We start from the raw sequence: 26,880 nt of genomic DNA, 5'->3' as shown, positions 1-26,880 counted from the left end.
CCGTTCGTGCCCGTTTCAGTGATGGTGTCGATGCTGGTCGGGCGGACGTACACGCTTGCTGTGGCATACGGCACTGCCCGATTGGCGGTCCGGCGGCGTCCGATCTCCGCCCGCGGCCGGACAGGATGGAGCCTGCGGGCAGGATTCCCGGGGCCCGGAATGCGGAACGCTGGGGAGGACTTGAAGATCCATGAATGGCTTGAATAGCTTGATCCGCCTGTACGTATCCGTAGGGGCGGACATGGGATTTTCCGACGGACATCCAGGAGCACACCTATGAGTGGAACAGCCCAGATCGGCGTCACGGGGCTCGCGGTGATGGGCCGCAATCTCGCCCGTAACTTCGCCCGCAACGGCTTCACGGTGGCGGTGCACAACCGCACGGCCGCCAAGACGCGCACCCTGGTCGAGGAGTTCGGCGACGAGGGCACGTTCGTCGCGGCCGAGTCGGCCGAGGAGTTCGTCGCGGCTCTGGAGCGCCCGCGCCGCCTGGTCATCATGGTCAAGGCGGGCGATCCCACGGACGCCGTGATCCAGGAGTTCGCGCCGCTGCTGGAGGAGGGCGACGTCATCATCGACGGCGGCAACGCCCACTTCGCCGACACCCGGCGGCGCGAGAAGGAGCTGCGGGAGCGCGGTATCCACTTTGTGGGCGTGGGGATCTCGGGCGGCGAGGAGGGTGCGCTGCACGGGCCGAGCATCATGCCGGGCGGCTCGGCAAAGTCGTACGCCTCGCTCGGCCCACTGCTGGAGAAGATCGCCGCCAAGGCGCCCGACGGCACGCCCACCGTGGCGCACATCGGCCCCGACGGCGCGGGCCACTTCGTGAAGATGGTGCACAACGGCATCGAGTACGCCGATATGCAGCTGATCGCCGAGGCGTACCACCTGCTGCGCTCGGTAGCGGGCTACTCCCCGGCGCAGATCGCGGAGACCTTCCGTACCTGGAACACCGGCCGGCTCGACTCGTATCTGATCGAGATCACGGCGGAGGTGCTCGCGCACACGGACGCGGCGACCGGAAAGCCCTTTGTCGACATCGTCACCGACCAGGCGGAGCAGAAGGGCACGGGCCGCTGGACCGTGCAGATCGCGCTCGATCTGGGTGTGCCGGTCTCCGGTATCGCGGAGGCGGTCTTCGCCCGCTCGCTGTCGGGCCATGCGGATCTGCGTGACGCCTCGCGGTCGCTGCCGGGCCCGAAGGTGCAGCCGCTGGGCGAGGCGGAGGCGGCGCGTTTCGCCGACCGGGTGGAGCAGGCGCTGTACGCGTCCAAGATCGTGTCGTACACGCAGGGCTTCCACCAGATCCAGGCGGGCAGCGAGGCGTACGACTGGGACATCGACGCCGGTTCGGTGGCTGCGATCTGGCGGGCCGGGTGCATCATCAGGGCGGCGTTCCTGGACCGGATCCGTGCTGCGTACGACGCACGGCCCGATCTGCCGAGTCTGCTGGCGGACAAGCAGTTCGCCGAGGAGATCGGCGCGGCCCAGGACGACTGGCGCGAGGTGGTCGCGGCAGCTGCCCGGCAGGGCGTCCCGACGCCGGGCTTCTCGGCGGCCCTCGCGTACTACGACGCCCTGCGTGCCGAGCGGCTGCCCGCGGCGCTCACCCAGGGCCAGCGTGACTACTTCGGTGCGCACACCTACCGGCGGACCGACCGGGAGGGGTCGTTCCACACCCTCTGGGGCGGCGACCGCTCGGAGGTGAACACCGGCTGATCAGGGCTCCGGGCGGCTGATCAGCGGTCTGTCGCGACGCTGATCAGCTCGCGGGGCCCGGCGCGGGCTCCGGCTCCGGCGGCGGGACGGGGGTGGGGCCGGGTCCCGGCGGGTTCGGAATGGGGTCCGGCGCGGGTCCCGGCGGCGGTGAAGGAGTCGGCACCGGACCGGGCAGCGGGCCCGGATCGGGTCCGGGCGGCCCCGGAGAGGGGATGGGCGAAGGCGGTACGGGGGGATGGGTCATGCCGGGCCTCCAGGGTTCACAGTCGTGCGTTCCCAATGTCTCCCGAGGCGCGTGCCCACGCGCGCCGGATCCACGCGTCATGATCCGTACGATGCCGGCCCGGCCGCTGCCAGGAGCCCGGCCGGGGGCTCGGGAGCACCGGGAGCGCGGCGGTCGTACGCGCGGCCCCATCCGCCATCGACGCCTGGGCCAGAACGATGACGTCCGCGTCGCACACCGTGTCCACCGCGGCTGCCGCTGCCGTCAGACAGCCGTCGCGGTCGCCCGCCTCGAAGCACTCGCAGGCGCCCTCGACCAGCAGCGTGCGCAGCTCGGCGCCGCGGCCCGCCGCCTCTATCCCGGATGAGCGCGACCGTCGGCTCCAGGGTGCTGTGCACGGCCGCGACCATCACGATCCCGGCGCTCGCGGGCGGCCGCTGCGGCCATCGGACGATCAGCCCGCAGTACGGGTGCGCCGACACCGGCCGCACTCTCTTCCGCGACGCCCCGATCGTCGAGCAGGTGCACAACACGGCACGCGCGCCCGCGGCGACAGCCTCGGCGAGCAGGGCCGCGACCGCGGGGGCGACCGCCTGGGGCCCTCCTGCCGGGCCCGGGCGAGCAGAGTCTCGTCCATGAGATGCCGCAGCTCGAGAGCCGGGTGGTCCTCGTCCCGCAGGGCGTTGAAGACCGGGATGTGGACCGGGGAGGTGGGCAGCAGCGCCGGCATGACCAGGATGCCCGCGCCACGCCCCCGGTCACCCGAGCTGCGGATGTGCCTTCAGCTGCTGCTCCGCCGCGCGCACCGGCTCGGCCGGGGCCTCGGGGGCCTCGTCCGGGTGCCGCGCGGCCCACTTGGCGGCGTACGGGCACAGCGGCACGACGGGGACGCCCTCGCGCCCCGCCCTCGCGTAGAACTCCCGCACCAGCGCGCCCGCAATGCCCTTGCCCTCGTGCTCCGGCTCGACGACGGTGTGCACGGCGACCAGGGCGGCCGGGGTGCCGTCGAGGGTGAAGTAGGCGATACGGCCGACGACTTGGCCGCCCTCGTACGCCTCGAGGAGGCCGTTCGCCCGGTCGTCACGGATCGCGAGCTCCGGCATGGCACCTGTCTCCTTCGAGCGGGTCATACGGTGACGGCGTGCGGGCTGCGTGCGGTGCCGCTGCCGGGCACCGGCTCGGAGGCGTCCGAGCCGAGGGCGACGATACGGTTGTCCGCGTCGACATGGACGACACTCGGCACCAGCGAGCGCGCCTCGGTGTCGTCGACCTGCGCATAACTGATGAGGATCACCAGATCGCCGGGGTGCACCAGATGGGCGGCCGCGCCGTTGATGCCGATGACGCCGGAGCCGCGTTCGCCCTCGATGACGTACGTCTCCAGCCGGGCGCCGTTGGTGATGTCAACGATGTGGACGAGCTCGCCGGGCAGCAGATCGGCGGCTTCCATCAGGGCGGCGTCGACCGTGACGGATCCGACGTAGTGCAGGTCGGCCTGGGTCACGGTGGCCCGGTGGATCTTGGACTTGAACATGGTACGCAACACTGAGGTGCTCCCGGTTATCAGCTCCCCGCCTGCCATTGCAGGTCAGGGGCATTTCCTTACCCAATGATGTCTTGCACACCCGGGCAGCTCTCGTCGCACTTCACGACGCACGCTGACCGATCGCTGACTCTGTTGATGCCTCGCCAGGCGAGTGCGGAGGCCGAACGCGCCTTCCACCTCACCTCACGAGGCCGAGCCAAGCCTACGCAGCCACGGGCCCGACGCCTAGTACTACAGCTGTAGTTCGCGATCTTGCCGGTCCGGGTGGGCGAACCGATCAGCATTGCGCCCGGGCCAGGCCGCCAGGGCCAGCTCGGCCGCCGCGGCCAGTTGGGGGGCAGTGGCGCCGTCCTGGGCTCGATGCGAGAGCCCCTGGAGGACTGCGGCGAAGTAGTCAGCCAATGCCCGAGGGCTGGCCTCGGCGGGCAGCTCGCCCGCCTGCTGCGCCTTGCGCAGCCGGGCCTCGAACCCGTCCACGTTCTTGTTGCGCAGTTTGCGGAGGAATACCTGCACCTCCGCGTCCTGCGGAGTGACGTTGGTTGCGGCACTGATGGCCAGGCAGCCGGCCGGGTGCGCGGGGTCCGGGTAGATGACCGCGGCCTCCCGGAGGATGCGTGCGAACGCCCCGTATGCGGTGGACTCCTCGCGGAGCGCCACGCCGGCGAAGCCGCCGACGGGTGACCGGCCATAGGTGTCGACCACTTCTTCGAACAGGGACTTCTTGTCGCCGAAGGCCGCGTACAGGCTCCCTGAGCGGATCCCCATCGCATCGGTCAACTCGCCGATGGAGACGCCTTCATAGCCTCGCTCCCAGAACAGGCGCGTGGCCGCGGTCAGCGCCGCTGCGCGGTCGAAGGTGCGCGGGCGGCCGCGCTTGGGCGTCTCAGTCATGCACCCCATTTTAGAGTGACCGACCAAGAAATCGTGCTAGCTTCTTTCTTGGTCGATCACTCAACAAATGAAAGGCGACCAACCACCATGGGTATGCGGCGACTTGAAGGAAAGATCGCACTGGTCACCGGCGGCAGCAGGGGCATCGGGCGGGCCGTCGCGACGCGGCTTGCCCAGGACGGCGCTGTTGTCGCACTGACCTACGCCCGCGACGAGAGCGCGGCGCGCGACGTCGTGGAGCGCATCCGAAAGGACGGCGGCCGGGCCTTCGCCCTCCAGGCACAGCTGGGCCGTCGCGGCGACGCCACCGCCTTGTGGTCCACCTTCGACGCCCAGGTTCCCCACCACGCGTCCGAGCCGACCGTTGACATCATCGTCAACAACGCCGGCATAGGACGCAGTGCGGACCTGACGTCACTGACCGAGGACGGCTTCGACGAGGTCTTCGCCGTGAACGTGCGAGCACCGTTCTTCATCGTGCAAGAGGGGCTGAAGCGACTGCGCAACGCCGGCCGGATCATCAACATCTCCAGCGGCGCGGCCCACCTCGCCATGCCGGAGGCCATCGCCTACGGCGCCACCAAGAGTGCCCTGGACAACTTCACCCTCAACCTCGCCAAGGAACTGGGCGCCCGGGGCATCACAGCGAACTCGGTCGCCCCCGGGATCATCGACACGGACGTCAACGCCGGCTGGCTGCGCGGCAACCCGGAGGCCGAAGCCCATGCGGCCTCGCTGGCAGCACTGGGCAGGGTCGGCCGACCGGAAGACGTCGCCGACATAGTGGCCTTCCTCGCCTCTGACGACGCACGCTGGGTCACCGGCAAGGTGATCGACGCGACTGGCGGCTCCGGCCTGTGAGCCTTCGCCCTTGGCGGGAGCACCCGTCGGTGACCTCATCAGCTACTGCACTCGGTGCGCTCGTTGCCCTAGTGCACGGCCAGTTTGCCGGTACGCCGACGGCAGTCGCCGCGGGCCCGGCCCGACGTGCGCGACGTCGGGCCGGCTGTCGTCCCCGGGGGGGGCGGACGACTCGGTCGCTCGGTTGTTACGGCGCCATCTCGTACGCCCCGGACAGTGCCTCGACACGCTCCCAGACGCGCGCCGAACGGGCGTCCTCGACGACCGGACGCCGGACCGCGTCCAGCGCCCAGCGCTGCTGTTCCGCGGTGGCGGAGTCCTTGCCGTGCAGCTCGACGGCGTGCGCGGAGAAGTCGCGTACGAGGACGGCGAACAGTTCGTCGAGCACGTCCTCGTCGAGCCCGGTCAGGTGCGCCTGCTCCAGGATCAGCTGACCGTGGACGACCAGCGCGAACAGCTGGCCGACGGCGAGAAGAAGGTCGAGGTCGCGGCTCTGCTCCTCGCCCGGGGCTGCGGTGGTGACGAACTCGCACAGCGCGTCCGCCTGCTCCCGGAAGCGTCCGACATTGGGCACATGGGCATACGCGTCGTAGGCGGTGCGCCAGTCGTGGAAGCGTACGGAGCCCAGGCCGCGGGCCGGTCCCTGCTGGAAGAGGAATGCGTCGTCGGCGGCGTCGAGGCGGGTCGGCACGGGTGCGTACTCGGCCGGGTCCAGCAGATGGTTGCGCATGAACTTGAGGATCAGCGCGAGGTTGACGTGGACCGTGCCCTCCAGCTTCGGCAGCCCCCGGATCTCGGTGGCGGCCTGGGCGAAGTAGGTGTCCTTCTCAAAGCCCTTGGCGGCGATGACGTCCCACATCAGGTCGATGACCTTCTCGCCCTCGGTGGTCACCTTCATCTTCGTCATCGGGTTGAAGAGCAGGTAGCGGCGGTCGTCGGGGCCGGCGGAGCGGAAGTAGTCGACGGCTCGGTCGCTGAACAGCTTCATCCCGACGAGGCGGACGTATGCGTCGGTCAGTTCGCGGCGCACGTGCGGGAAGGCGGTGACGGGGCGGCCGTAGAGGATGCGGTTGTGTGCGTGAGTGACGGCCTCGTACATCGCGTGCTCGCAGATGCCGATCGAGGCGGTGCAGAGATTGAACTTGCCGACGTTGACGGTGTTGAGGGCGGCGTCGAAGGCAGCGCGGCCGGTGTGCAGTACGTCGTCCGGACCGACCGGGTAGTTGTCGAGGCGGAACTCGCTGACGTACTTCGAGGAGTCGACGACGTTCTTCACGAGCCGGTACGCCGGGTGGCGACTGTCGGCGGCGAAGAAGACGTAGCCGTCCGGGCCCTCGATGTCGGTGCGGCGGCCGAAGACGGAGACGAGCCCGGCAGCGTTGCCGTTGCCGATGTAGTACTTGGAGCCACTGGCCCGGAAGCCACCGTCGCCGTCGGGCTCCAGCAGCATGTCGGTGGAGTAGATGTCGGCGCCGTGGGCCTTCTCGGACAGACCGAAGGCGAACACCTCGCCCTGGGAGAGGAGTTCCGCCGCTCGGGTGCGAGCAGCAGCGTTGTCGCTCTGCCAGACCGGGCCGAGACCGAGGATGGTGACCTGCCACGCGTACCAGTAGTCGAGCCCGTAGAAGCCGAAGATCTCGTTGAGAGCGGCGATCCGGGCGGTGTCCCAGCGCGTGTCCTGCTGCCCGGCGGCGGAGGCCGGGGTGAGGAAGGTCGCGAACAGCCCTTCCTTGGCGGAGAACGCGAGGAAGTCCGCCAGCCAGGCACGGGAGCGGTAGTCCTCGATCAGCCTGCGCTTGCCGCGGTCCTCGAACCAGTCGACGGTGGCGCGCAGCAGCCTGCGGGTCTCGGGGTCGAAGTGCGCCGGGTCGTAGGTGCGCGGGTTGAACAGAAGCGGGTCGGCCATGGATGTTCGCCTTTCCGGCTTGAGGGTGCGGGTTGAGTGGTGAGGGGAGTGCTCGGGGCGGACGGGAGGCTCGCCGGCGCCGGTTCAGCGCTCGGGAGAGCCGGTGGAGGGTGGCGAGTACGTCGTCGAGCCGAGCGGGCGTCATCCGCTCGTACGCGATGCCGCCGCGCAGCACGACGTGCCGGAGCTCCCCCGGCGCCGGACGTTCCGGAGGCCTCGGGTGACGTCACGCTGCTCCCCCCGCGAGACAGTGCGCGAGCCGGTCGGTGTGCGCCTGATGGTGCCGCCCGACCTCGCGGATCAGCGCGGCCGGGTCGTCCCAGGCGATCCTTCTATGCAACTCGTTGCATAGACAAGCGGCACCGCCCGGGTGAGACACGGCTCACCCAGGCAGACAACCAAGGAACGGAGGAAACGGTCCGCCGGAACATCCGGCGGACCGTTTCGAAGGATCGAAGTTCGCGACGAGGCGGTGGCGCGTCAGCGCTGTGTGAGTTCGTCGCGGACAGCTTCGGCGTCCGCGGTGGTGCTGTTCACGGACACCACGCGTTCGCCGCCGAGCCATAGTGCGACATCTACGGCTCGTGGAGCGGCGAGGGTGGCCACAAGTACCGACCGGGACAATGCCGTGGTCAGCGCCGTGGTCAGCGCCGTGGCACCGATCGTGGAGTCTGGTACGGCGGCTTGGAGAGCCAGACCGTGGAAGCGGCTCGGTGCCTCGCGGGTGACGTTGAGCATGCCGCGGGTGTCGAGTCGCCCCTCGGCCCGCAGTCGGACCGGGATGCGTTCGCCGGACAGCAGGGCAGTCAGCTCGGCGCACAGGGCGGCGAGCAGGATCTCCTGGGAGTTGGGCGCCCGGTCGATGCCCAGCATCTGCTTCGCCTGGTCCACCGGCCAGGGCCCCGACTCATGGCGTACGCCGTCGGCGCGGACGGCGGTGCTGTAGCGGCCCTCGGAGCCGTACTCCCAGGTCACGGTTGCCTCGAGGGAGCAGGTGGTGCGGAAGTCCGACGAGCGGAAGTCCGACGAGATGGCGGGCGGCGGGAGGGTGACGGGCGTTGTACGGCCGTCGGGGAGTGTGACACCGACCGAGTCGAAGGGGGCCTCGTCCAGGAATATCCGGTGGTTGGGGCTGAACGCGGTGACCAACCGGTTGATCGAGCGGGCCGTGTCCACGTCCGCGTCACAGTCGACGTCGCAGCGCCACCGGATGTTCTCGAGCGGCCGGCCCGCGGCCGGCCGCCCCGTGTCGTCGAGCGCCAGCTCGGCCCGGACCGTGACGGAGATTCCGCCGAGCGTGACACCGCGTGCGGTGTAGCCGTTGACGGTGGTCACCAGGACGCAGGCGCCGAGTGAGGCGAGCGCCGACTCGTACGGCGTGGGGGGTGGTGCGTCCGAGCCGTCAGGGGTGAGCGCGAACCGGTGGGCAAGCCGGAAGTCGCGGGCCATTCGCACGGTGCCGTTGCGCGCCGTGAGCGTGCGGGAGGTGACGGTGCCCGGGGCCGAGGCACCTGCCGGTGCCTGCACGGCAAAGGCGGCGATGGCCTCCGCGGGGTACTCCCGGATCTCGTGCACCATCTCCGAGACCCCGGTGATGTTCAGCCCGTTGCGCATGCTGCTGGTTCCTTTCCGTGCGGATCAGAGGCTGCTGAGCGCCTGGTCGAGATCGGTGACGAGGTCGCTGGTGTCCTCGATGCCGACCGAGAACCGCACCAGGCCCGGAGCGATCCCCACCTCGGCGCGCTGACGCTCGGTGAGGAAACTGTGCGAGGTGTTGAACGGCAGGCTGATCAGGGACTCCACGCCGCCGAGGCTGGTGGCGACCACCGGGATGCGCAGCCGGTCCATGAGCTTGAGCGCTGCTTCGTCGCCGCCGCCCAGCTCGAAGGCGACCATCCCGCCGAAGCCGTCGGGGCGCATCTCGTGCAGCCAGGTGTAGGGGTAGTCGGGGCGGGAGGGGTGGTGGACCCGGTGCACCGCGGAGTGGCCGGCGAGGAACTCGGCGATGGCGACGGCGCTCTCGCTGTGCTGGCGCATCCGGAGCGCCAGCGTCTTCAGGCCACGCTCCAGCAGGAAGCACATCATCGCGTCCAGCGAGCCGCCGAACTTCAGCAGCTGGGCCCAGATCCGGTCGACGTACTTGCGCGGACCCGCCGCGACGCCCGCCGTCACATCGCTGTGACCGTTGAGGTACTTGGTCGCGCTGTGGATGACGATGTGTGCGCCGTGCTCCAGGGCACGCAGGCAGACCGGCGGCAGGAAGGTGCCGTCCACGACCAGCAGGAGGTTCTTCTCCCGCGCGAGCCGGCCCAGCTCCACGAGCGGCGCCGCCTTCAGCAGCGGGTTGGTCAGGGTCTCGAAGAACAGGACCTGGGTGTTGTCACGGACGGCCGCTCGGATGGCATCGATGTCGACCGGGTCGGTGAAGGTGACCTCGCGTCCGAGCTGGTGCATGTCCTCGCGCAGCAGATTGAAGGTGCCGCCGTAGACATCCCGCGAGGAGACGATGTGGCCGCCACGATTGGTGAGGGCGAGCAGCGTCGTCGTGATCGCCGCCATGCCCGAGGAGAACAGCACGGCGCTCTCGGCGTTCTCCAGCGACGCGAGCTTCTCCTGTACGACCCACTGGTTGGGACTGCCGTACCGGCCGTAGATCGGGACGTCCCTGATGTGGCCCTGGTCGAACGCCTCGTAGGTGTCCTCGGTGAAGGTGAACGTACTGGTCTGAAAGACTGGGGTGCCGACGGCTCCGGTGACCGGGTCCTCGTAGGTTCCGGCGTGCACGCTCCGGGTGCTCGTCCCGGTGTCGTCCACCACGCGCTGCTGGGACAGCCGGGGTCCGGGGACCCGGCCACGGCGGAGGGTGTTCATCCAGGGACGGTCCTGGCCGGCTCCGGGGGCTTCTCCGTTTGATCGCGTCACCGGTGGTCCTGCCTTTCGAGCGTGGGGGTTGACGGGTGTGCGGGTTGCGCAGAGCGAGGGGCGGGCCGCCCTGCGGAGGGGATGCGGAACGCCCATCCAGCGTTCGGAGTACGGGAGTTCACCGTCGTCCGGGCAGTGGGGCAACGTTAGAGTGCAGCATGATCACACCTCCGGTTCAGCGCCTGCGGATACTGTCCGTCGACTTCACCATCGAGCATCTGGCCGACGGACAGCTGCCGACGGACGACTCCTGGTATGCCCTGCTCCGTGCTCCGGAAGGACTCACCGTGGTGCGCGAGGCGCGGGGGCCCGGGGAGCCGAGCACAGCAACCGCGAGCCCCCAGGACCGTTGGGCCGGGTTCTACGGGGACGTCGCCCACGGTCTGGACCTGCCCGGCATGCTGGCAGCCGTGATCGGTCCCCTCGCGGCCGCGGCGGTCCCGGTCTTCGTTTCGTCAACTTTCCACAGTGATCTCGTCCTGGTTCCCCGCGTACGGATGGCCGATGCCTGTGTCGCATTGCGTGCTGCCGGTCACGAGGTGGTCGAGTCCGGCTGAACCTCCCTAGATCTGGACCTTGGCTGTGGTGGCGGAGGGGATTTCCCGGACGTCGCGGATGAGCATGAGGGAGAGGAACATGACGAGCATGGCAATTCCGCACGTCCACAGGACCGGTTGGGGGCCGGTGCTTGCCGCGACGACGGGGATGATCACCATGCCGAGGGGTTGGCAGGCCATGGAGCCCAGCCACTCGTAGGCACTGACGCGGGACAGCCGGTCGGCGGGGACGTTGCTCTGCAGGGTCGTCTCCCACAGGGTGTTGAAGACCATCAGGCCGCAGCCGCCGAGGAAGGCCGCCAACGCCACGACGGGGACGGGGAGCTGGAGAGCCAGCGCCAGGATCGGGGCCGAGAAGAGAGAGACCGCGAAAACTCCCGTTCTGAGGGGGAAGCGGGTCTTCAGCCAGAGAGTGACCAGACCGCCGCAGACGGCTCCGGCACCGAAGCTCGCCATGATCAGGCCCCAGCCGACGGCGCCGCCGAGCTGGTCGTCCGCGACGACGGGGCCGAGCACCGCGTAGGCGGCCTGGAACATATTGGCCAGCGAGGCCGTGGCCACGATCGTCCACACCCAACGGCGAGCCGTGAACTCCCGCCATCCCTCGCGCAGATCGTCCAGCATCGCGCGGGCCGACAGCCGGGCGGGGACGACGGCCCTCGGCAGGAATCCCAGGCACAGCGCGCTGAGGGCGAAGGTTGCCGCGTCGACCGCGATGGCCCAGCCGGCACCGGCGAAGGCCACCAGCAGACCCGCCAGCACGGGGCCGGCCACGTTCCCGGAGGCCCGGGCCAGGCTCGTCAACGAGTTGGCCTCCTGCAGCCGCTCCTCGGGCACCGTCTGCTGGACCAAGCCGGTGACCGCGGGCATGAAGAGCGCCGAAGCCGTTCCGTGCACCATCTGCAGCACGACCAGCTGCCAGACGTTCGCCGAACCGGTCAGCAGCAGGACGGCCAGCACACCCTGGCTGCCCGCGCGGACCACGTCCGCCCAGAGCATCACCGTCCGGCGCGGGAGCCGATCCGCGATCACGCCGCCGATCAGCATGAACGCCACCAGCGGGAGGACGCGGGCGGCGAGCACCAGGCCGAGGTCCTCCGGCCCGCCGATGGACAGTACGGCGAACGCCAGCGCGACCGGCGCCATGAAGTCACCGATCAGCGAGGCGAGGCTGCCCAGGAAGAACCAGCGGAAGTCGCGCACCCGCAGGACGTCGAGCTTGCTGATCACTGGAGATCTTCCCGGCCGAGGACGGGCCAGCTCTCACCGGTGCTGGTGTGGAGCAGCGGTACGCGAAGCACGAGGGGGCAGATGTGAGACGGCACCAGCTCGTCGCCTCGTCCGACCCACGGCTGCGGATGCCAGGGCTGCCCGCAGTCGGCCATGAGCTCGGCATCCGCGGGGTCGACCGTGACCGCGATGTCGTCCAGTTCGTGCAGGCCGAGCGCTACCAGCCCGGCATCGCCCAGCGGGTATGCGCCCGCTCCCAGCTCGGTGATGCCCGGGACGAGAGCGTCCACCGACGGAGTGCCGCCGAACGCCACTACCGGACAGGGCAGCCCACCGGAACGGAGCCGGTCCGCGCTCTCCACCAGGTGCTGAGCCTGTTCCCGAGCCGATGCCGACCGATCCAGGGCATCCTCGGCACTCAGGAGCGCCTGATAGCCGACCACTCCGTCCAGCGTCAGCTCCCTCGTGCTCTCCACGGCGCGGGCGATTGCCTCCACATCGGTCGTGCGATCCACCTGTACGCGGACTCCGACTCGCACGCCGTGCCGGCGCGCGGCCCGGCTCAGGATCTCGACCGTCTCGACGTCGTCGACGTGCACGGACAAGCGGCAGTCCGCGGCGAGCCCGGCGAACCGGTCCAGCACGGACGGATCGCGCCAGGGCCAGGCCGCGACGATGTCCTCGAACCCCGCCGCGACAAAGGGACGGGCCAACTGTGGCCGCGTCACCGCGATCCCGCAGGCGCCCGCCTCCTGCTGCATACGGGCGATCTCGACCGTTCGATGCCCCTTGACATGGGCTCGTACCGGAACCGCTGCCCGGGAGTGGAACGCGGCGATGTTCTTCCGTACCCGGGCGACGTCCACACGGACCCGGCTCATCCCAGCCCGTCCCACTCGTCACGGGGGTAGGAGAACGCGATCTCCCCTCCCTCCAGCATCCCTGCCTGCCGCTCGGCCTCTTCCGGATCCGGGACCCCGAAGCCGGTGACGCCCATCGGGATCTCCACGTTCCAGTCCAGGTCGAGGACCTTCTCCACGGTCTCGTCCCGGATCGCGGCGGTGAAGAACACCCCAAGTCCCAGTGCCGTACCTGTGAGATAGGCCGTCTGGCTCACATGCCCGAGATCGGCGAACAGCGCGCGGTACGTCCTGCTCATCGGGTACTTCCACGATGAACGCTCGAGCACCGCCGAGTACATGAACAGGACCGGAGCCCTGGCCACGAAGCTCTGGTCGCCGCACCAGTGGAGAATCTCCTCGTCGGTGGGGGCGTCCACGGGGAGCGGTTCCAGGGCGTGGATGTCCGGGGCGTAGTGGTAGATCCCCGGCCGCACGCCCGCCACGTCGCGGACGACCGGGTAGATCTCGACCGGGTGACGTGATCCCCCGGACGGGCTCGCCTTGAGCAGCGAGACGCCGAAGCCGGGGAGATCGACCTGATGCTGGACGCCCGCGGCCCAGTGGAGCATGGTGCTGAGCTGGATGAGGCTCACCGGCTCGTCCGCAGCGAACCTCCGGGTCGTACGGCGCCGCCGCAGCGCCTGTGCCAGGTCCATCGGCAGCGGAGCGGGGTCGGGCAGCGGGATCGCCGGCGAGGGGTAGCGCTTGAACGGCTCGGGTTGCGGCTCCTGCTCCCCCTTCTGCCGCAGCCGGACGGTGTCCTCGGCCGCGGAGACGAAGCGCTCGCCGTCGTGAGTACGGGACGCCAGATGGAAGTAGGTCGCGGCGGTGCCCCAGGTCCGCCACGTGCCGAGCTCGTCCTCACGGCGGTGCTCCGGCGAGCCCTCCTCGATCAGGAGGCCCGCCGCCAGGAGTTGCTTCACCAGGTCCGCGTCCCCCTCGCGGGGCTCCGACCATGCCGAGTAGTGCGGCAACAGGCCCCACACCGCGGGGCGCAGAGCGAACTGGCGGTGATTGACCGGATCGTCACAGACGAGCTGCCCGTTCCTGCAGGTGAAGACGGTCAGGCGCGAGACGCGTAGCCGCATCAGTCCCCCTCGGGAGAAAGACCCGCCGCCCGATGCGGGGCATCGGGCGGCGGATGGTTATGTGTTTCAGGCGCAGTTGGGAATCAGGCAGTACTGCGGAGCCTCGTACTCGTCCTCGAGGAGGAGCTCGAAAGCGGGGGTCTGCGTTTCGGTGTTCTGCATATGCACTCCCGATGAAGGTGCCGTCTTGGGCACGGACCGAACTTGCCCATTTATCTAAACACAACCGCGCTTTGCGCTCAAGCCATAATATTTGAGCCGTTTCTTTGCAGCACAAACTCTGCCGTTCGCCGAAATAGATCGAGGGGAACGACAGAGTCGGCTCGTCTGATTTAAGGCTCTGATCGATGCATACGCCGGCCGCCGACCGGAACTCGGGAAATCTTCGAGATGGGGGTTACCGCATGCGAGCGAGGCTTTGCATGGCGCACCGCCTCCACAAACTCGTTCAGGGTCGGATTGGCGAACACCGCATCGATCTCCAGGTCGACGGACAGATCCTGGCCCACTTTGTCGATCATTCTCAGCGCCAGCAGTGAATGGCCGCCGAGCAGGAAGAAATTGTCCTGCCACGCAAGCGCCTCATGGTCGAGAAGCTCACTCCAGATCGATCTGACCGCGGCAACGGTGGGATCGCTCAGCAGCTCGGCGCTCATCTCACTGGAGGACTCGACGGGCTCGTAGTCGAGGGCGCCATAGTTGATCTTTCCGTTGCTGAGCCGCGGCAGATCCCCGACGCGCACGAACACCGTCGGGATCATGTGCCTGGGCAGCCGGTCGGTCAGCGCCAGCCTGATGTGCTCGTACTCCCCTGCCACGAGCTGTCTCGATTCGCCCTCGCCCTCCATTACGAGGTAGGCGACCAGGGACATGCCCTGCCGGGTCCGATGCACCTTCGCCACCGCGTCGGCAACGCCCGGGACCTGCCGCAGCATGGCCTCCACCTCGCCGGGCTCGATGCGCAGACCGCGCATCTTGATCTGCCGGTCGACGCGTCCCATGTACTCGAGGTCGTCATCGACGGTGAACCGCGCCAGATCACCCGTGCGATAGAGGCGGGCCCCCGGTTCGCCGAAGGGGTCGGGAATGAAGGCCTCGGCCGTACGGCCCGGGTTTCCCAGATATCCGCGTCCGACGCCCAGCCCGCCGACCCACAATGAACCCACCATGCCCTTCGGCACCAGCCCGAGTTCATTGTCGAGGATATATACGGTCATATTGGCCAGCGGCTTTCCGATCGACACCGGCCGAGACTGATCAGAATCCTCGGTCACCTGATAGATGCTGACGTCGTCGGCGCACTCGGTCGGCCCATAAGCGTTGTAGAGGTCAACGGTCGGGCATTCGGAAAGCCACTGCCGAGCGGTTTCCCAGCTCAACGCCTCGCCGCCGGAGATCATCGCACGAAGAGCGTGGGACTCGTGCTGAATACCGGCCTCCAGCAGCGCCGCCACCACGACAGGCACGACCTCCATGAGACTCATTCTGCTCTCGACGATCGAATCCCTGAGCTTCGCCGGCGACATGACACGCGAATCGTCGACGATCCGGAGCCTGGCGCCCACCATCAGAGGCGAAAGGAATTGCCACACAGAGATGTCGAACGTGGCGGGCGCCGTCTGGCCGATACAGTCGTGCGACTCGATGCCGAAATGCTCGATCATCTGCCAGAGGTGATTGGTCATTCCCCCCATCGTCACGATCGCGGCTTTCGGTACGCCGGTGGATCCCGACGTGTGAATGATGTACGCGCTGCCGATCATCGGGGTGGAGCACAGCGGGTTCTGCTCGGTACGGCCGTCGCACAGCTCGTCGATGGCGAACACCTGAGGCCGGTCGATGTCGTCCCGTTCGGTGAGCGCCCGGTCCACGAGGGCCTGGCCCTTCCCGTCCGCGATGACCCCGCGGGCGCCGAGGGTGGCCATCATGTCCGCGACGCGCCGTGGCGCCTCCGTCTGGCTGATCGGTACGTAGCAGGCGCCTGCTTTGTGGATGCCGAGCAGCGCCACCAGGAAGTCGGCCGTGCGGCCGGCGCACATCACGACGTTCGCTTCGGAGCCGATGCCCGCCTCCCGCAATTGCTCCGCGACGTGATTCGCCCGCCCGTTGAGCTCGGCATAGCTCAGCCGATCGGTGCCGTCGTCGACTGCCAGAGCCTCCGGTGTACGTACCACCTGCCGTTCGAAGGTCGCCAGGTAGTGCTCCTCGCGGGGAGTACGAGGTCCGGTACCGGTCGCGATCAGGTCCTTCACGCCGTCGGAGTCCACCAGGGGGAGCCTGGCCACGTCGGCCTGCGGATCCGCCGCGACAGCACTCAGCAGCGCCTTGTAGGCCACCATGAACTGCTCCGCCTGCGCACGCGGCACCAGCGCGGTGTCGAACTGCAATCCGAAGTGCAGGGAGTCATGGAACTCGGCCACGTTCAGTGAGATGTCCGACTGGGCCGTGGGGTCCGGGACTGCGTAGCCGCGCAGGGTGACACCGTCCAGATCCAGCACCGAGGACGGATCGCCCAGAACCGCTCCCGCCACCGACCGGCCGCCGGGCAGCGCGGCGGAGTAGTGGCTGAACATCGCCTGGAAGATCGGCGGCGCACCGGCGGTGCGATCGGGGTTGATCTGCTGTGTCATGACGGGGAAAGGCAGGTCCTGGTGGTCCAGGGCGTCCAGCATCCGCTGGTGCGCCGTGGACGCGAATTCCCCGAAGCCGATGCCGGAACCGAATCCCGACCGGATCGGCAGCACGTTGACCAAGTAGCCGACGTGGGAGGCGAGTTCCTGATGCGTCCGGCCCGCCACCGGCACGCCGACCACCACGTCGGACTGCCCGCTCACGCGGTGCAGCAGCACCTGGAAGCTGGCAAGCAGCACGTTGTGCAGAGTCAGCCCCTCGTCCCGGGCGATCCGCGTCAGTGCGGACAACAGCTCCCGGGAACCCTCGAAGGAGGCGGTGGCGCCCGCGTGCCCCCTGCTCCGGGTGCTGGAGGGAAGCTCCAGCACGGGCAGGTCTCCCGCGAGCTGTTCCTTCCAGTAGGCAGTGAGCTCCTCACCCCGGTCGGCGAGTGCCGCACGCTCCAGCGCGGACGGCGACAGGCCGGGATCCTCGCTCTCGTCCCGGACCGGAGCCGGACCGTACGCCTCCTTGAACTGCCCGAGAATGATGGCCAGCGAGGTCAGATCACACACGATGTGATGCAGCGACAGCACCAGGAGGTGGCAGTCCTCCCGGCGGACGACCGCCGCCCGGATCAACCTGTCCTGTTCGAGAACGAAGGGCCTCGTGGCCAGATCAGCGATCCAGTCCTGTACCTGGTCCTCCGTCCATGACCGCGCGTCAACGATCTCCGGTCGCACGTCCCACTCGGGCTCGACGTGTGCGGTCGGGCTGCCGTCGACCGTCCGCAGGGACAGCCGCAGGTTGGCGTGCCGGCGGACCACCGCGTTGAGCGCGGCGGACAGCCGCTCGATGTCGACGTCGCCCGTCAGGCTGAAGGCGCGGGTGACGTTGTAGGCGTAACTGTCGGGCGACGTGCGCTGGAGGAACCACAGCGCGCGCTGCGTCTCTGTCAGTTCGTAATCCTCTCGGCCGGGGCCGGGGGCCGGGCTCGTCGGCCGCGCGGTGTGCTCCAGCGCGGTCTCGGCCAGCTCCGCGATCGATTCCGCCCGCAGCACCAGGCTCGGGCGGAGCCGCACCCCGAGCAGGTTCTCGATCTCGTGCTGCAGCTGCACCGCCGTCAGCGAATCCACACCCAGTGAGGTGGGCGACGCCCATTCGTCCAGCGGCTCGTCCGCGCCGAGCACCTGCTGGAGATACGCGCGGATGGCGCGCGTGAGGAGGTCTATCCGGTCTGCTCCGTCCGCCTCTTGGAAGGTGTGGGCGCTGATCAGGTCGGACATCCGCACTGTTCCGTCCGGCCCGGCGTCCGAGGTCTCGGACCACAGCACGGGCAGTGTGTCCGCCAGGAACTTCGTCCTGGCCGTGTAGCGCTGGACCTTGCCGCTGGACGTCTTGATGATCGCGCCTGCCGGCACCAGCGCAATCGTCCGGGCAGAGACTCCGTACCGACGGGAGAGCACCTCCCTGATCCCGCGCACCAGCTCCGGGTACTGCTCCTGCGGAGTGCCCGTACGAACCTCCTGGCAGACGACCATTGCCTCCTCGCCGTCGCCGTCCACACTGAAGATCGCGCCACAACCCGGCCTGAGCGACGGGCTGCTCGCGGCCACGTCGACCTCGAGGTCCTCCGGGTGGAGGTTGCGGCCCCGATGAATGACCAGGTCCTTCATCCGCCCGGTCACATGGAGTCGGCCCCGGTGGAGGAAGCCGAGGTCCCCGGTACGCACATAGGTGGCCGATTCGTCCCCGGCCACCGTGGCGCCGAAGGCGGAGAGGCTTCCGGCAGAGTCGCCCCAGTAGCCCGATCCGTTGCTGTCGCTGTCCACCCAGATCTCGCCGATGTGCCCCTCGGCAAGCGGTCGCCTGTCGCCGGGATCGACCACACGCACGGAGGCATGTTCGAGCAGTCGGTAGGAGACCAGCTCACGTCCCGCGTCCGGTGCCTTCTCCTCGAGCGCCAGGCCCTGTTCCAGGGATTCGACGGAGAACGAGCGGCTCTCGCAGTCCACGGTCGCCTCGGCGCTCGCCACGAGCAGCGTCACCTCGGCCAGGCCGTAGCAGGGCGTGTGTGTCGGGGACCGGAATCCCACCTCGCCGAAGGTCTCGGTGAACGACCGCAGGCTCCGCGGCGAGACGGGGGCCGCCCCGTTGAAGGCAAGCCGCCATGAACTCAGGTCGAGCCGTGCCTTCTCCTCTTCGGTGATCTTCCGTACGCACAGGTCGTAGGCGAAGTTGGGTCCGCCACTGATCTGGGCCTTCTCCTCGGAGATCGCCTCCAGCCACGAGGCGGGCCGTTGCAGGAAGGACAGTGGATCGAGGATGACGGCGCGGGAGCCCGTGTACAGCGGCTGCAGCAGACCGCCGATCAATCCCATGTCGTGGTGCAGAGGCAGCCAGCTGACGCTGGTCGAGTCCGGGGTGACTCCGAAGCACTTCTGGATGGCGGCTTCGTTGTGCATGAGGCTGCCGTGCGAAACGACCACGCCGCGCGGAGCCTTCGTCGAACCCGACGTGTACTGCAGGAAGGCCACGTCTTCCGGCGCGATGCCGCACTGCGACCACCCCGAGGACTCCCCCTCGTCGACAAGATCGACGTCGATCCAGGCGATCGAAGGATCGAGCTGCTGCATGAAGGGGGTGTCGCCCAGGTACTGGCGGACCGGGGACATCGAAAGGACGGCGGTGGCCGAGCAGTCCTTGGCCACGTTCAACACCCGTTGGGTGGAGGACTCGTCGACCGGCAGGGGCAGCGGGACCGCGATGACGCCGGCCGCGAGGCATCCCAGGAAGGCCGGCACGAACTCGGGCGCGGTCGGAATGATGATCAGTACACGGTCGCCGGGACCGAGCCGCTGCTGAAGCACGCCCGCCACCGCACGCGATCTGTCGTCCACCTGTCCGAACGTCAGATCGGTCCTCGGCGTCCCCAGCGTCGTCGGAGCGAAGGTCAGCGCCTGCGCCGAGCCTCGCAGGCCGGCATGTCCGCGCACCACGGAAGGAAGATCAATGAACACGTACAGCCCCGCTCCGTCTGTGAGTGAAGAACTTGATCGTCATGGCTTCAGCCGGACGGAGAGCACCGGTCCGATCTCCGCCATCGGGATCGGCCGGGTCAGCGCCCCGTGGGCCTCGGCGATCGGGTGAATCTCGATGCGTCCGGTCACGAACGGCTGCCATGCCGCGGCCTCGGGCGACCCCGGGGGGCGTTCCTCCGTGGCGGCGAAGAACAGCACGTCACCGTCGAACACCCGGGGTGCGAAGTGCCGTTGCAGGTTCACGTTGTCGGCGAAGACCTTGGCCAGTGCCTGAACGCCGTCGTCCCCGAAGTCGGCCAGCAGCCCCTCGGCGGCCGACTCGTATCCGAGCGAGCCGGCCACGGCCGCCAGGAGTTCCGGATCGTCGTACTGCACCGGTCCGGCATCGTCGATGAAGGGATAGCTGTCCAGCATCGTGAGGGAGGCGACCTGCTGACCGTCCTCCTGGAGCCGGACCGCGATGTCGTGCGCGACGAGACCGCCGAACGACCACCCCAGCAGGTGGTACGGGCCTTCGGGCTGCACCTTGCGGATCTCTTCGATGTACTGGGATGCCATGTCCGCCGTGCTCGCCGGCTTCCAGCCGTGCTCGGTGAGTCCTCTGGACTGGAGCCCGTAGACGGCCCGGTCCGGATCCAGGTGACGCAGCAGCCCGACGTAGCCCCAGCTGATGCCCGCCGCCGGGTGTACGCAGAAGAGCGGTGCGTCGGAGCCGCCTGCCCGGAGCCGCAGCAGGACGGGGAATTCGCCGGCCCGGTCGCCGCCGCGCGATCGATCCGACAGCCCGGCGACCGTCGGCGCCTCGAACAGGGCACGAATCGTGACCTCCACGCCCAGCTCCCGGCGCGCCCGGCCGGCGAGCCGTGCCGCCAGCAGCGAATGCCCGCCGAGTGCGAAGAAGTCGTCGTCGATACCGACCTCGGCGACACCCAGGACCTCCGCGAACAACGCGCACAGGGCACGCTCCGCGATGGTTCGCGGCTGACGGCCGCCCGAGGTGAACTCCGGCGCGGGCAACGCCTTGCGGTCGAGCTTGCGATTGGGAGTGAGCGGCAGCTCCGGCAGGACGACCAGCGCGGCGGGAACCATGTAGTCCGGCAACGCCAGGTGCGCATGAGCACGCAGCCGGTCCAGGTCGACCTCGGCATCGGGAGCCGCGACGACGTATCCCACCAGGTGTTCGACCCCCGGCCGGTCCTCGCGGAGGATCACCACGGCCTCGGCGACGCTCGCGTGCCGGCTCAGAACCGCCTGGATCTCGCCCGGTTCGATCCGGAAGCCGCGGAGTTTCACCTGGTGGTCGGCCCGGCCGAGGAAGTGGAGCTCACCGTCCCTGGTCCACCTGGCCTGGTCGCCCGTGTCGTACATCCGGGAACCGGCGGGCCCGAACGGGTTCACGACGAACCGCTCCGCGGTCAGGGCGGGCTGGTGGAGATATCCGCGGGCCACGCCGTCACCCGCAATGTAGAGCCTGCCGGGGACACCGACGGGCACCGGACGCAGAGCGTCGTCGAGGACGTACATCCGGGTGTTGGAGACCGGAGTGCCGATCGACGGCGTCCCCGCAGTGCCGGTGAGCGTCTTGAGTGACGACCAGACGGTCGTCTCGGTCGGGCCGTAGCAGTTGACGACCCGCTCGGCCACAGCCGTGAGACGGCCGGCGAGATCTGCCGGCAGCGCCTCCCCGCCGACCAGCAACGACATGCCCCGGAACGCGCCGGGGTCCGCCGTCACCATGGCCTGGTAGAGCGAAGGGGTGGCCTGCATGATCGTGGCGCCACTGTCCGCGAGGAGCTTCGGCAGCTCCACCGGATCCCGCACGACGTCATGGTCGGCGATGACGATGCTTCCGCCGACGAGCAGCGGCAGGTACATCTCCACGGTCGCGATGTCGAACGCGATGGTCGTCACCGCCACCAGGACGTCCTCGCATCCGATCCGGGTCGTGTCCCGCATGGCGAGCAGCAGGTTCAGCAGCGCGCCGTGGGAGATCACGACGCCCTTGGGCCGGCCCGTGGAACCTGACGTGTAGATGACGTACGCGGCATGCTCCGGATTCCGGCCGCCCGGAAGTTCCTGGTCGGTCAGGTTCTCCCCCGGCAGCCGGTGGATGTCGTCGGCCGCGTCGAGGCAGAGCGCGGGAACGTCCCGCGGCAGGAGGCCCGCGTACTCGGTCGTGGTCAGGACAAGCGCCGGGGCCGCATCGGTCAGCATGTGGTCGATGCGGTCCGCGGGGTACCCGGCGTCGAGCGGAATGTAGGCGGCTCCCGACTTCAGCACCGCCAGAAGACCGGCCAACAGGTCGACGCCACGCGGAAGAAGCAGAGCGATCATCGGTTCCGCGCCGACGCCGGCCGGCAGCAGCCGGCGTGCCAGCCGGTTGGCCCTCGTGTTCAGCTCACGGTAGGTGAGAGCGGTGTCGCCGGAGCGCACCGCTGTTGCGTCCGGGGTCCGCGCGGCCTGCTCCTCGAACAGGTCGGTCAGCCACCGGTTCTGCGGCACCTCGGCCTCGGTGTCGTTCCAGCGAACCAACTGCGTACGGCGTTCTTCGGCATCGAGCAGATCGACGGCTCCGATCCGCAGACCGGGGTCGGCGGCGACCGCGTCCAGGAACCCGACGAGCCACCCCGCCATCGCCTCGACTGTCACCCGGTCGAACAGATCGGTCGCGAAGTCCAGGACGCCGCTGATCCCGGAAGGCGCACCCGCCGTGTCCCGGCTCTCGGACACCGAGAGCGTCAGGTCGAACTTGGTGGTGCGCGTGCCGACCGGTTCGAGGCCGATCCTCAGCCCGGGAAGCTCGAACCGTGCCTCCTCGTTGTTGTGCAGCATCAGACTCACCTGGAACAGCGGGTGACGCGCCAGCGACCGCGCCGGCTTGAGCCTGTCCACGAGCTGTTCGAAGGGCACATCCTGATGTGCGTACGCCGTGAGATCCGTCTCCCGCACGCGTGCCAGCAGATCGCTGAACGTCGGGTCGTTGGACGTGTCGGTCCGCAGTACCAGCGTGTTGAGGAAGAAACCGATCAGGTCGTCGAGGGTCTCGTCGGTCCGTCCCGCGACGGGCGTGCCGATGGGGATGTCGTCACCCGCGCCGAGCCGGGTCAGCAATCCCGCCAGCGCGGCCTGCAACACCATGAAGAGGGTCACGTCGTGGGAGCGGGCCACATCGAGGAGTCTGGCGTGCAGCTCCCCGTCGATGTTCAGGTCGACCAGCTCTCCCTGGTAGCCGGTCGCGACCGGCCGTGGCCGGTCGGTCGGAAGCGTGAGCTCCTCGGGCAGGCCCGCGAGCGTCCGCGACCAGTAGGCCAGCTGCTGTGCTGCCACGCTGTCCGGATCGGCTTCCGCACCGATGAGTTCACGCTGCCACAACGCGTAGTCCGCGTACTGCACCGGCAACGGCGTCCAGTCCGGGGCCGTGCCGCCGGTGCGCGCCACATAGGCGAGGGAGAGATCCCGTGCCAGCGGGACGGCCGACCAGGCGTCGCCGGCGATGTGATGGATCACCAGGACCAGCACGTGCTCGTCGGGCCCGAGTTGGTACAGGTGCGGCCGCAGCGGCAGGTCCACCGTCAGGTCGAACCCTTGTCCGGCCGCGTCGCTGATCAGCTCGGGAAGCTCGGTGGCCCGGGCCGTCCGCGTCGGGATGACCGGCTCTGCGGCCGGCATGTCCACGATCCGCTGGTACGGCTCGCCATCGATTTCGGGCAGAACGGTGCGAAGCACCTCGTGCCTGGCCACCACATCCGCCAGCGCCGCTTGCAGGGCGGGGCGGTCCAGTGCTCCCGAGAGCCGCAGCGCCATCGGCATGTTGTAGGCCGCGCCGGCGGTGTCGAGCTGGTTGAGCACCCAGAGCCGGCGCTGCCCGTACGACAGCGGGATCCGGTCCGGGCGCGGCATCGGCCGTACGGGCTCCCTGGCACCGCGCGCGGCGTCGACCCGTCCGAGCAGGCCGGCCGCCGTCGGCGCCTCGAACAGGCTGCGCACCGGCAGCTCCACGCCGAACACGGACCGGACCTTGCTGATCAGCCGGGTGGCCAGCAGCGAATGCCCGCCGAGCTGGAAGAAGTTGTCGTCCATGCCGACCTCGGGCAGGCCGAGGAGGTCCGCGAACAGCTCGCAGAGCATCCGTTCCCGCTCGGTCCGCGGAGGCCGGGAGTCGGGTGCACGAGCGAAGTCCGGTGCCGGGAGTGCCTTGTGGTCCAGCTTGTCGTTGACCGTCAGCGGCAGCGCCGGCAACTCGATGATCGCGGCCGGCATCATGTGCTCGGGCAGGGTCTCCACGATGTGGGCGCGCAGAGCGGCCTGCTCCAGGACGGTGCCCGGCTGCGGGACGACATAGGCGACCAGCCGCTCGTCCTGTGCGCCGTCGGCGGCGAAAGTCGTCACGGTCGCCTGGGCAACTCCCTCGTGGGCGACCAGGGCGGTCTCGATCTCTCCGAGCTCGATCCGGAAGCCGCGGATCTTGACCTGATCGTCATTGCGTCCCAGGAACTCCAGGTTCCCTTCCGCGTTCCACCGCGCGCGATCACCGGTGCGGTACATCCGCGTTCCGGGCCCGCCTGCCGGATCCGGCAGGAACCGGTCGGCGGTCAGGCCCGGCTGGTTCAGATAGCCGCGCGCCACCCCGGCACCGGCCAGGAACAGCTCGCCGGGGACCCCGATGGGCAGCGGCCGCAGCCGCGAGTCGAGGACGTAGGCCCGTACGTTGTCCACCGGGCGGCCGATGACCGGGTGCCCGGAGTCTGCGAAGTCGGCGATCGTGGCGAGCACGGTGGCCTCGGTCGGACCGTACACATTGAAGGCCCGCAGTCCCGGAGTCGTCCGCAGCCGCTGCCACATCCACTCGCTGATCTGCTCGCCGCCGAACGAAAGCACCGAAGGACAGTGCGCTTCGTCGTCGAGCACCCCGCCGCCGATCAGCTGTTCCGCGAAGGACGGAGTGGACGTCATGGCGTCCACCCGTCGTTCGATCATCAGCCGGGCGGTGGCCGCGGGATCGCGCCTGGTCTCGTCGTCCACGAGGTACAACGAGTGCCCGGCCAGCATCCAGAGCATGCCTTCCCACGATCCGTCGAAGGACAGCGCGAGCACGTGGGCGGTGCGCAGCGGCCGGCCCAGTGCTGCCGTCGCCGGGTCGTACACACGGCGCCGCTGGCTGTCCAGCAGGTTCACCAGACAGCGGTGCTCGACGATCACGCCCTTCGGCTTCCCGCTGGAACCGGAGGTGTAGAGGACGTACGCGGGATGGGCCGGATCGAGGGCGGCGATCCGGTCGGCGTCGGTGGGGTCGGTCGCCGGGCAGTTCCGCAGTGCCTGAGACGTCTCCTCGGAGTCGAGCACGATCCGCTCGATCCCGGTTCCGGTTCCGGTTCCGGTTGCGGTTGCGGTTGCGGTTGCGTCCGGGATGTACGACTCGTCGACCGCCGTGGTGACCAGGAGCACCGGATCCGTGTCGGCCAGCATGAACGCGATCCGCTCGGCCGGATACTCCAGATCCACCGGCATATAGGCGGCACCGGACTTGAGCACCGCCAGGATGCTCACCACCAGGTGGTCGTTGCGTCCCATGGCGAGCGCCACCCTGCGCTCAGGACCGGCACCACGAGAGATCAAGAAGTGTGCAAGGCGGTTCGCCCTGGCGTTGAGCTCGGCGAAGGACAGCTCGAGGTCCCCGAAGCCGAGCGCGGGTGCATCACCCGCCGTGGCCACGGTGGCCTGGAAGGCATCGCAGACGGTACGTACCGACCAGTCGCGGCCGGTGTCGTTCCACCGCACCACGACCTGCTCGCGCTCTGCGGGCGACATCACCTCGAGTTCGCTGAGCGGGGAGTCCGGCCGGGCGACCGCGGAGGCCAGCACCCGCCGGTAGTGGTCGAGCAGGCGGGCCGTCCGAGGGCGGTCGAAGAGCTCGCTGGAGAACTCCATGTTCAGGTGCAGGCCCCCGGCCGGCAGCTCCGAGAACCCCAGGCCGACGTCGAACCGGGAGGCGCCCAGATCGACCGGCAGCTCGTCGACCCGCACATCGCCCAGCCGTGATCCGCTCCGGTCCGCATCCGCCTGGTACAGCGCGAACTGGAAGAGCGGATTGCGGGCCGGGTCCCGCTCGATGCCGAGGTTCTCGACGAGCTGGTCGAAGGGCAGGTCCTGGTGGGAATGGGCGCCGAGCACCGCGTCGTCGGCCCTGGCGAGCAATGCGAGGAAGCTGGGATCGCCGGAGGTGTCGGTGCGCAGGACGACGGTGTTGGCGAAGTAGCCGATCAGCGGCTCGATCTCGGGCCGGCTGCGACCCGTGAACACCGAACCGAGCGCGATGTCGTGCTGGTTGGTGTACCGGGACAGCAACGCGGAGAAGCCCGCCACCATGACCGGCAGCAGCCGGACCTGGGCGCGATCGGCCAGCGCGGTGAGACCGCGTTGCAGCTCGGCCGGGTACTCGGCGGTGATGTTCTCCCCGAGCCAGGTGCGATCGACCGGCCGCGGCCTGTCGGTGGGGAACTCGAGTACGGTCAGGTCGGCGAGCCTGTGCCGCCAGTAGTCGAGGTCAGCGTCCGCACCACCGCCGGAGAGCCGTTCACGCTGCCAGATCGCGTAGTCGGCACACTGCACCGGCAGAGGGTCCTGCGCCGGCCGGAAACCGGCCTTGATGGCCAGGTAGCACTCCGAGAGCTCGCGCATCAGCAACGGGACCGACCACGAATCAAGCACGATGTGGTGCATCGCGAGCACAAAGACGTGATCGTCGTCGGTGAACCTGGCCAGTGTGCCCCGCACCAGCGGGCCACGGGCGAGGTCGAACGGCCGGGATCCTGCCGCGGCGGCCACCTTCAGGGCCCGCGGTCCGCGTTCGGCTTCGTCGCAGGCGCCGAGTTCCAGTGTCTCCAGCGCCACGGGTCCGGCGGGGTCGATCACCTGACGTGGGCCGTCCTCAGTGCCCACGTAGCGCGTGCGCAGTACCTCGTGCCGGGCCGCCACCGCGTTCAGGGCCTCGATCAGAGCCCGGCGGTCGAGCGGACCGCGCAGCCTCATCGCGAGCGGCGTGTTGTAGAGCGGCAGCCCGGGAGCGAGCTGGTCGAGGAACCACATGCGCGCCTGGGCGAACGACAGCGGGAGCGGCCGGTCCCGGTCCACCGGGCGGATCACATCCTCGGCGCGGCGCTTCACCCTCTCCGTGCGCATGTCCTGAAGCAATCGCTCCCGCTGCTCGGGGGTCAGCCGTGCAAGCCTCTGCCGAAGGTCCTGGCGCATACAGCTCCCCTCCGCCGTGCAAAAAGTCCGCTGTCACAGGGTGCGGATGGCCCGCGTGTACCCGGCAGTCGGGCAAATGACCGACAGACTCGCGACCCTCCGCGGCGGGGAGGATGAACGGAATACCTGGGAGGGA

14 protein-coding genes and 2 pseudogenes are annotated in these 26,880 nt (G+C 69.1%); 3 read left to right on the top strand and 13 right to left on the bottom strand.

What is annotated here, in order from left to right; genetic code table 11:
* Nucleotides 1-276 precede the first annotated feature (276 nt).
* Nucleotides 277-1,719 carry an NADP-dependent phosphogluconate dehydrogenase gene (gene gndA / locus OG883_RS12960; protein ID WP_266539374.1) on the top strand — a complete coding sequence of 481 codons (1,443 nt, stop codon included), beginning with the start codon at nt 277-279 and terminating at the stop codon, nt 1,717-1,719.
* Between the two features lie 260 nt (nt 1,720-1,979).
* On the opposite strand, the pseudogene OG883_RS12955 reads toward gndA, so the two are convergent.
* The 4 genes and pseudogenes from OG883_RS12955 to OG883_RS12940 all read right to left on the bottom strand — a co-directional run bounded on the left by OG883_RS12955 (nt 1,980) and on the right by OG883_RS12940 (nt 4,379).
* Nucleotides 1,980-2,672: pseudogene (locus OG883_RS12955) on the bottom strand (arylsulfatase).
* A gap of 28 nt (nt 2,673-2,700) precedes the next feature.
* Entirely contained in the window at nt 2,701-3,045 is a 345-nt protein-coding gene (locus tag OG883_RS12950) for a GNAT family N-acetyltransferase (protein ID WP_266539371.1), read from the bottom strand.
* A gap of 23 nt (nt 3,046-3,068) precedes the next feature.
* Complete coding sequence (gene panD, locus OG883_RS12945) at nt 3,069-3,488, bottom strand: aspartate 1-decarboxylase (RefSeq protein ID WP_266539368.1); 420 nt, start codon at nt 3,486-3,488, stop codon at nt 3,069-3,071.
* A 231-nt stretch (nt 3,489-3,719) separates the two neighbouring features.
* The gene (locus tag OG883_RS12940; protein ID WP_266539365.1) at nt 3,720-4,379 is read right to left on the bottom strand and encodes a TetR/AcrR family transcriptional regulator; all 660 of its coding nucleotides are present in this window, start codon (nt 4,377-4,379) and stop codon (nt 3,720-3,722) included.
* A gap of 87 nt (nt 4,380-4,466) precedes the next feature.
* Between OG883_RS12940 and OG883_RS12935 the strand changes: the two genes are divergently transcribed.
* The gene (locus OG883_RS12935; protein WP_266539362.1) at nt 4,467-5,240 is read left to right on the top strand and encodes an SDR family NAD(P)-dependent oxidoreductase; all 774 of its coding nucleotides are present in this window, start codon (nt 4,467-4,469) and stop codon (nt 5,238-5,240) included.
* 187 nt (nt 5,241-5,427) lie between these two features.
* Here the strand turns inward: OG883_RS12935 and OG883_RS12930 are convergent, their stop codons facing one another.
* The 4 genes and pseudogenes from OG883_RS12930 to OG883_RS12915 form a co-directional block, all read right to left on the bottom strand.
* Nucleotides 5,428-7,146: an acyl-CoA dehydrogenase family protein gene (locus OG883_RS12930; protein ID WP_266539359.1), complete on the bottom strand. Its 1,719-nt coding sequence runs from the start codon at nt 7,144-7,146 to the stop codon at nt 5,428-5,430.
* Nucleotides 7,147-7,243: 97 nt separating this feature from the next.
* A pseudogene (locus OG883_RS12925) lies at nt 7,244-7,498 on the bottom strand (PadR family transcriptional regulator); the annotation flags it as partial.
* 128 nt (nt 7,499-7,626) lie between these two features.
* Nucleotides 7,627-8,760, bottom strand: a complete 1,134-nt coding sequence (locus OG883_RS12920; protein ID WP_266539356.1) for an OsmC family protein — start codon at nt 8,758-8,760, stop codon at nt 7,627-7,629.
* 24 nt (nt 8,761-8,784) lie between these two features.
* The gene (locus tag OG883_RS12915) at nt 8,785-10,017 is read right to left on the bottom strand and encodes a PLP-dependent aspartate aminotransferase family protein (RefSeq protein ID WP_266539353.1); all 1,233 of its coding nucleotides are present in this window, start codon (nt 10,015-10,017) and stop codon (nt 8,785-8,787) included.
* A gap of 209 nt (nt 10,018-10,226) precedes the next feature.
* Here OG883_RS12915 and OG883_RS12910 point away from each other — a divergent pair, with 209 nt between their 5' ends.
* On the top strand, nt 10,227-10,625 hold the full coding sequence (locus tag OG883_RS12910) for an ACT domain-containing protein (RefSeq protein WP_266539350.1): 399 nt from the start codon (nt 10,227-10,229) through the stop codon (nt 10,623-10,625).
* 6 nt (nt 10,626-10,631) lie between these two features.
* Here OG883_RS12910 and OG883_RS12905 read toward each other — a convergent pair whose 3' ends face one another.
* The 5 genes from OG883_RS12905 to OG883_RS12885 form a co-directional block, all read right to left on the bottom strand.
* The gene (locus OG883_RS12905) at nt 10,632-11,855 is read right to left on the bottom strand and encodes an MFS transporter (RefSeq protein ID WP_266539348.1); all 1,224 of its coding nucleotides are present in this window, start codon (nt 11,853-11,855) and stop codon (nt 10,632-10,634) included.
* Nucleotides 11,852-12,736 (bottom strand): alanine racemase, encoded by an 885-nt coding sequence (locus tag OG883_RS12900; RefSeq protein WP_266539345.1) that lies wholly within the window; start codon nt 12,734-12,736, stop codon nt 11,852-11,854. Before OG883_RS12900 ends, OG883_RS12905 begins: the two co-directional genes overlap by 4 nt.
* The gene (locus OG883_RS12895; RefSeq protein ID WP_266539342.1) at nt 12,733-13,845 is read right to left on the bottom strand and encodes a SagB family peptide dehydrogenase; all 1,113 of its coding nucleotides are present in this window, start codon (nt 13,843-13,845) and stop codon (nt 12,733-12,735) included. The genes OG883_RS12900 and OG883_RS12895 overlap by 4 nt, the downstream gene beginning before the upstream one ends.
* 332 nt (nt 13,846-14,177) lie before the next feature.
* Nucleotides 14,178-19,475: a non-ribosomal peptide synthetase gene (locus OG883_RS12890; RefSeq protein ID WP_266539339.1), complete on the bottom strand. Its 5,298-nt coding sequence runs from the start codon at nt 19,473-19,475 to the stop codon at nt 14,178-14,180.
* Nucleotides 19,476-19,514: 39 nt separating this feature from the next.
* The gene (locus OG883_RS12885; RefSeq protein ID WP_266539336.1) at nt 19,515-26,744 is read right to left on the bottom strand and encodes a non-ribosomal peptide synthetase; all 7,230 of its coding nucleotides are present in this window, start codon (nt 26,742-26,744) and stop codon (nt 19,515-19,517) included.
* Between the last annotated feature and the right edge of the window lie 136 nt (nt 26,745-26,880).

The sequence above is a fragment of the Streptomyces sp. NBC_01142 genome (genome assembly GCF_026341125.1).
Taxonomy (GTDB): Bacteria; Actinomycetota; Actinomycetes; order Streptomycetales; family Streptomycetaceae; genus Streptomyces.
Note: the sequence above shows the minus strand (reverse complement) of the source record. Positions and strands in the feature narration are given on the sequence as shown.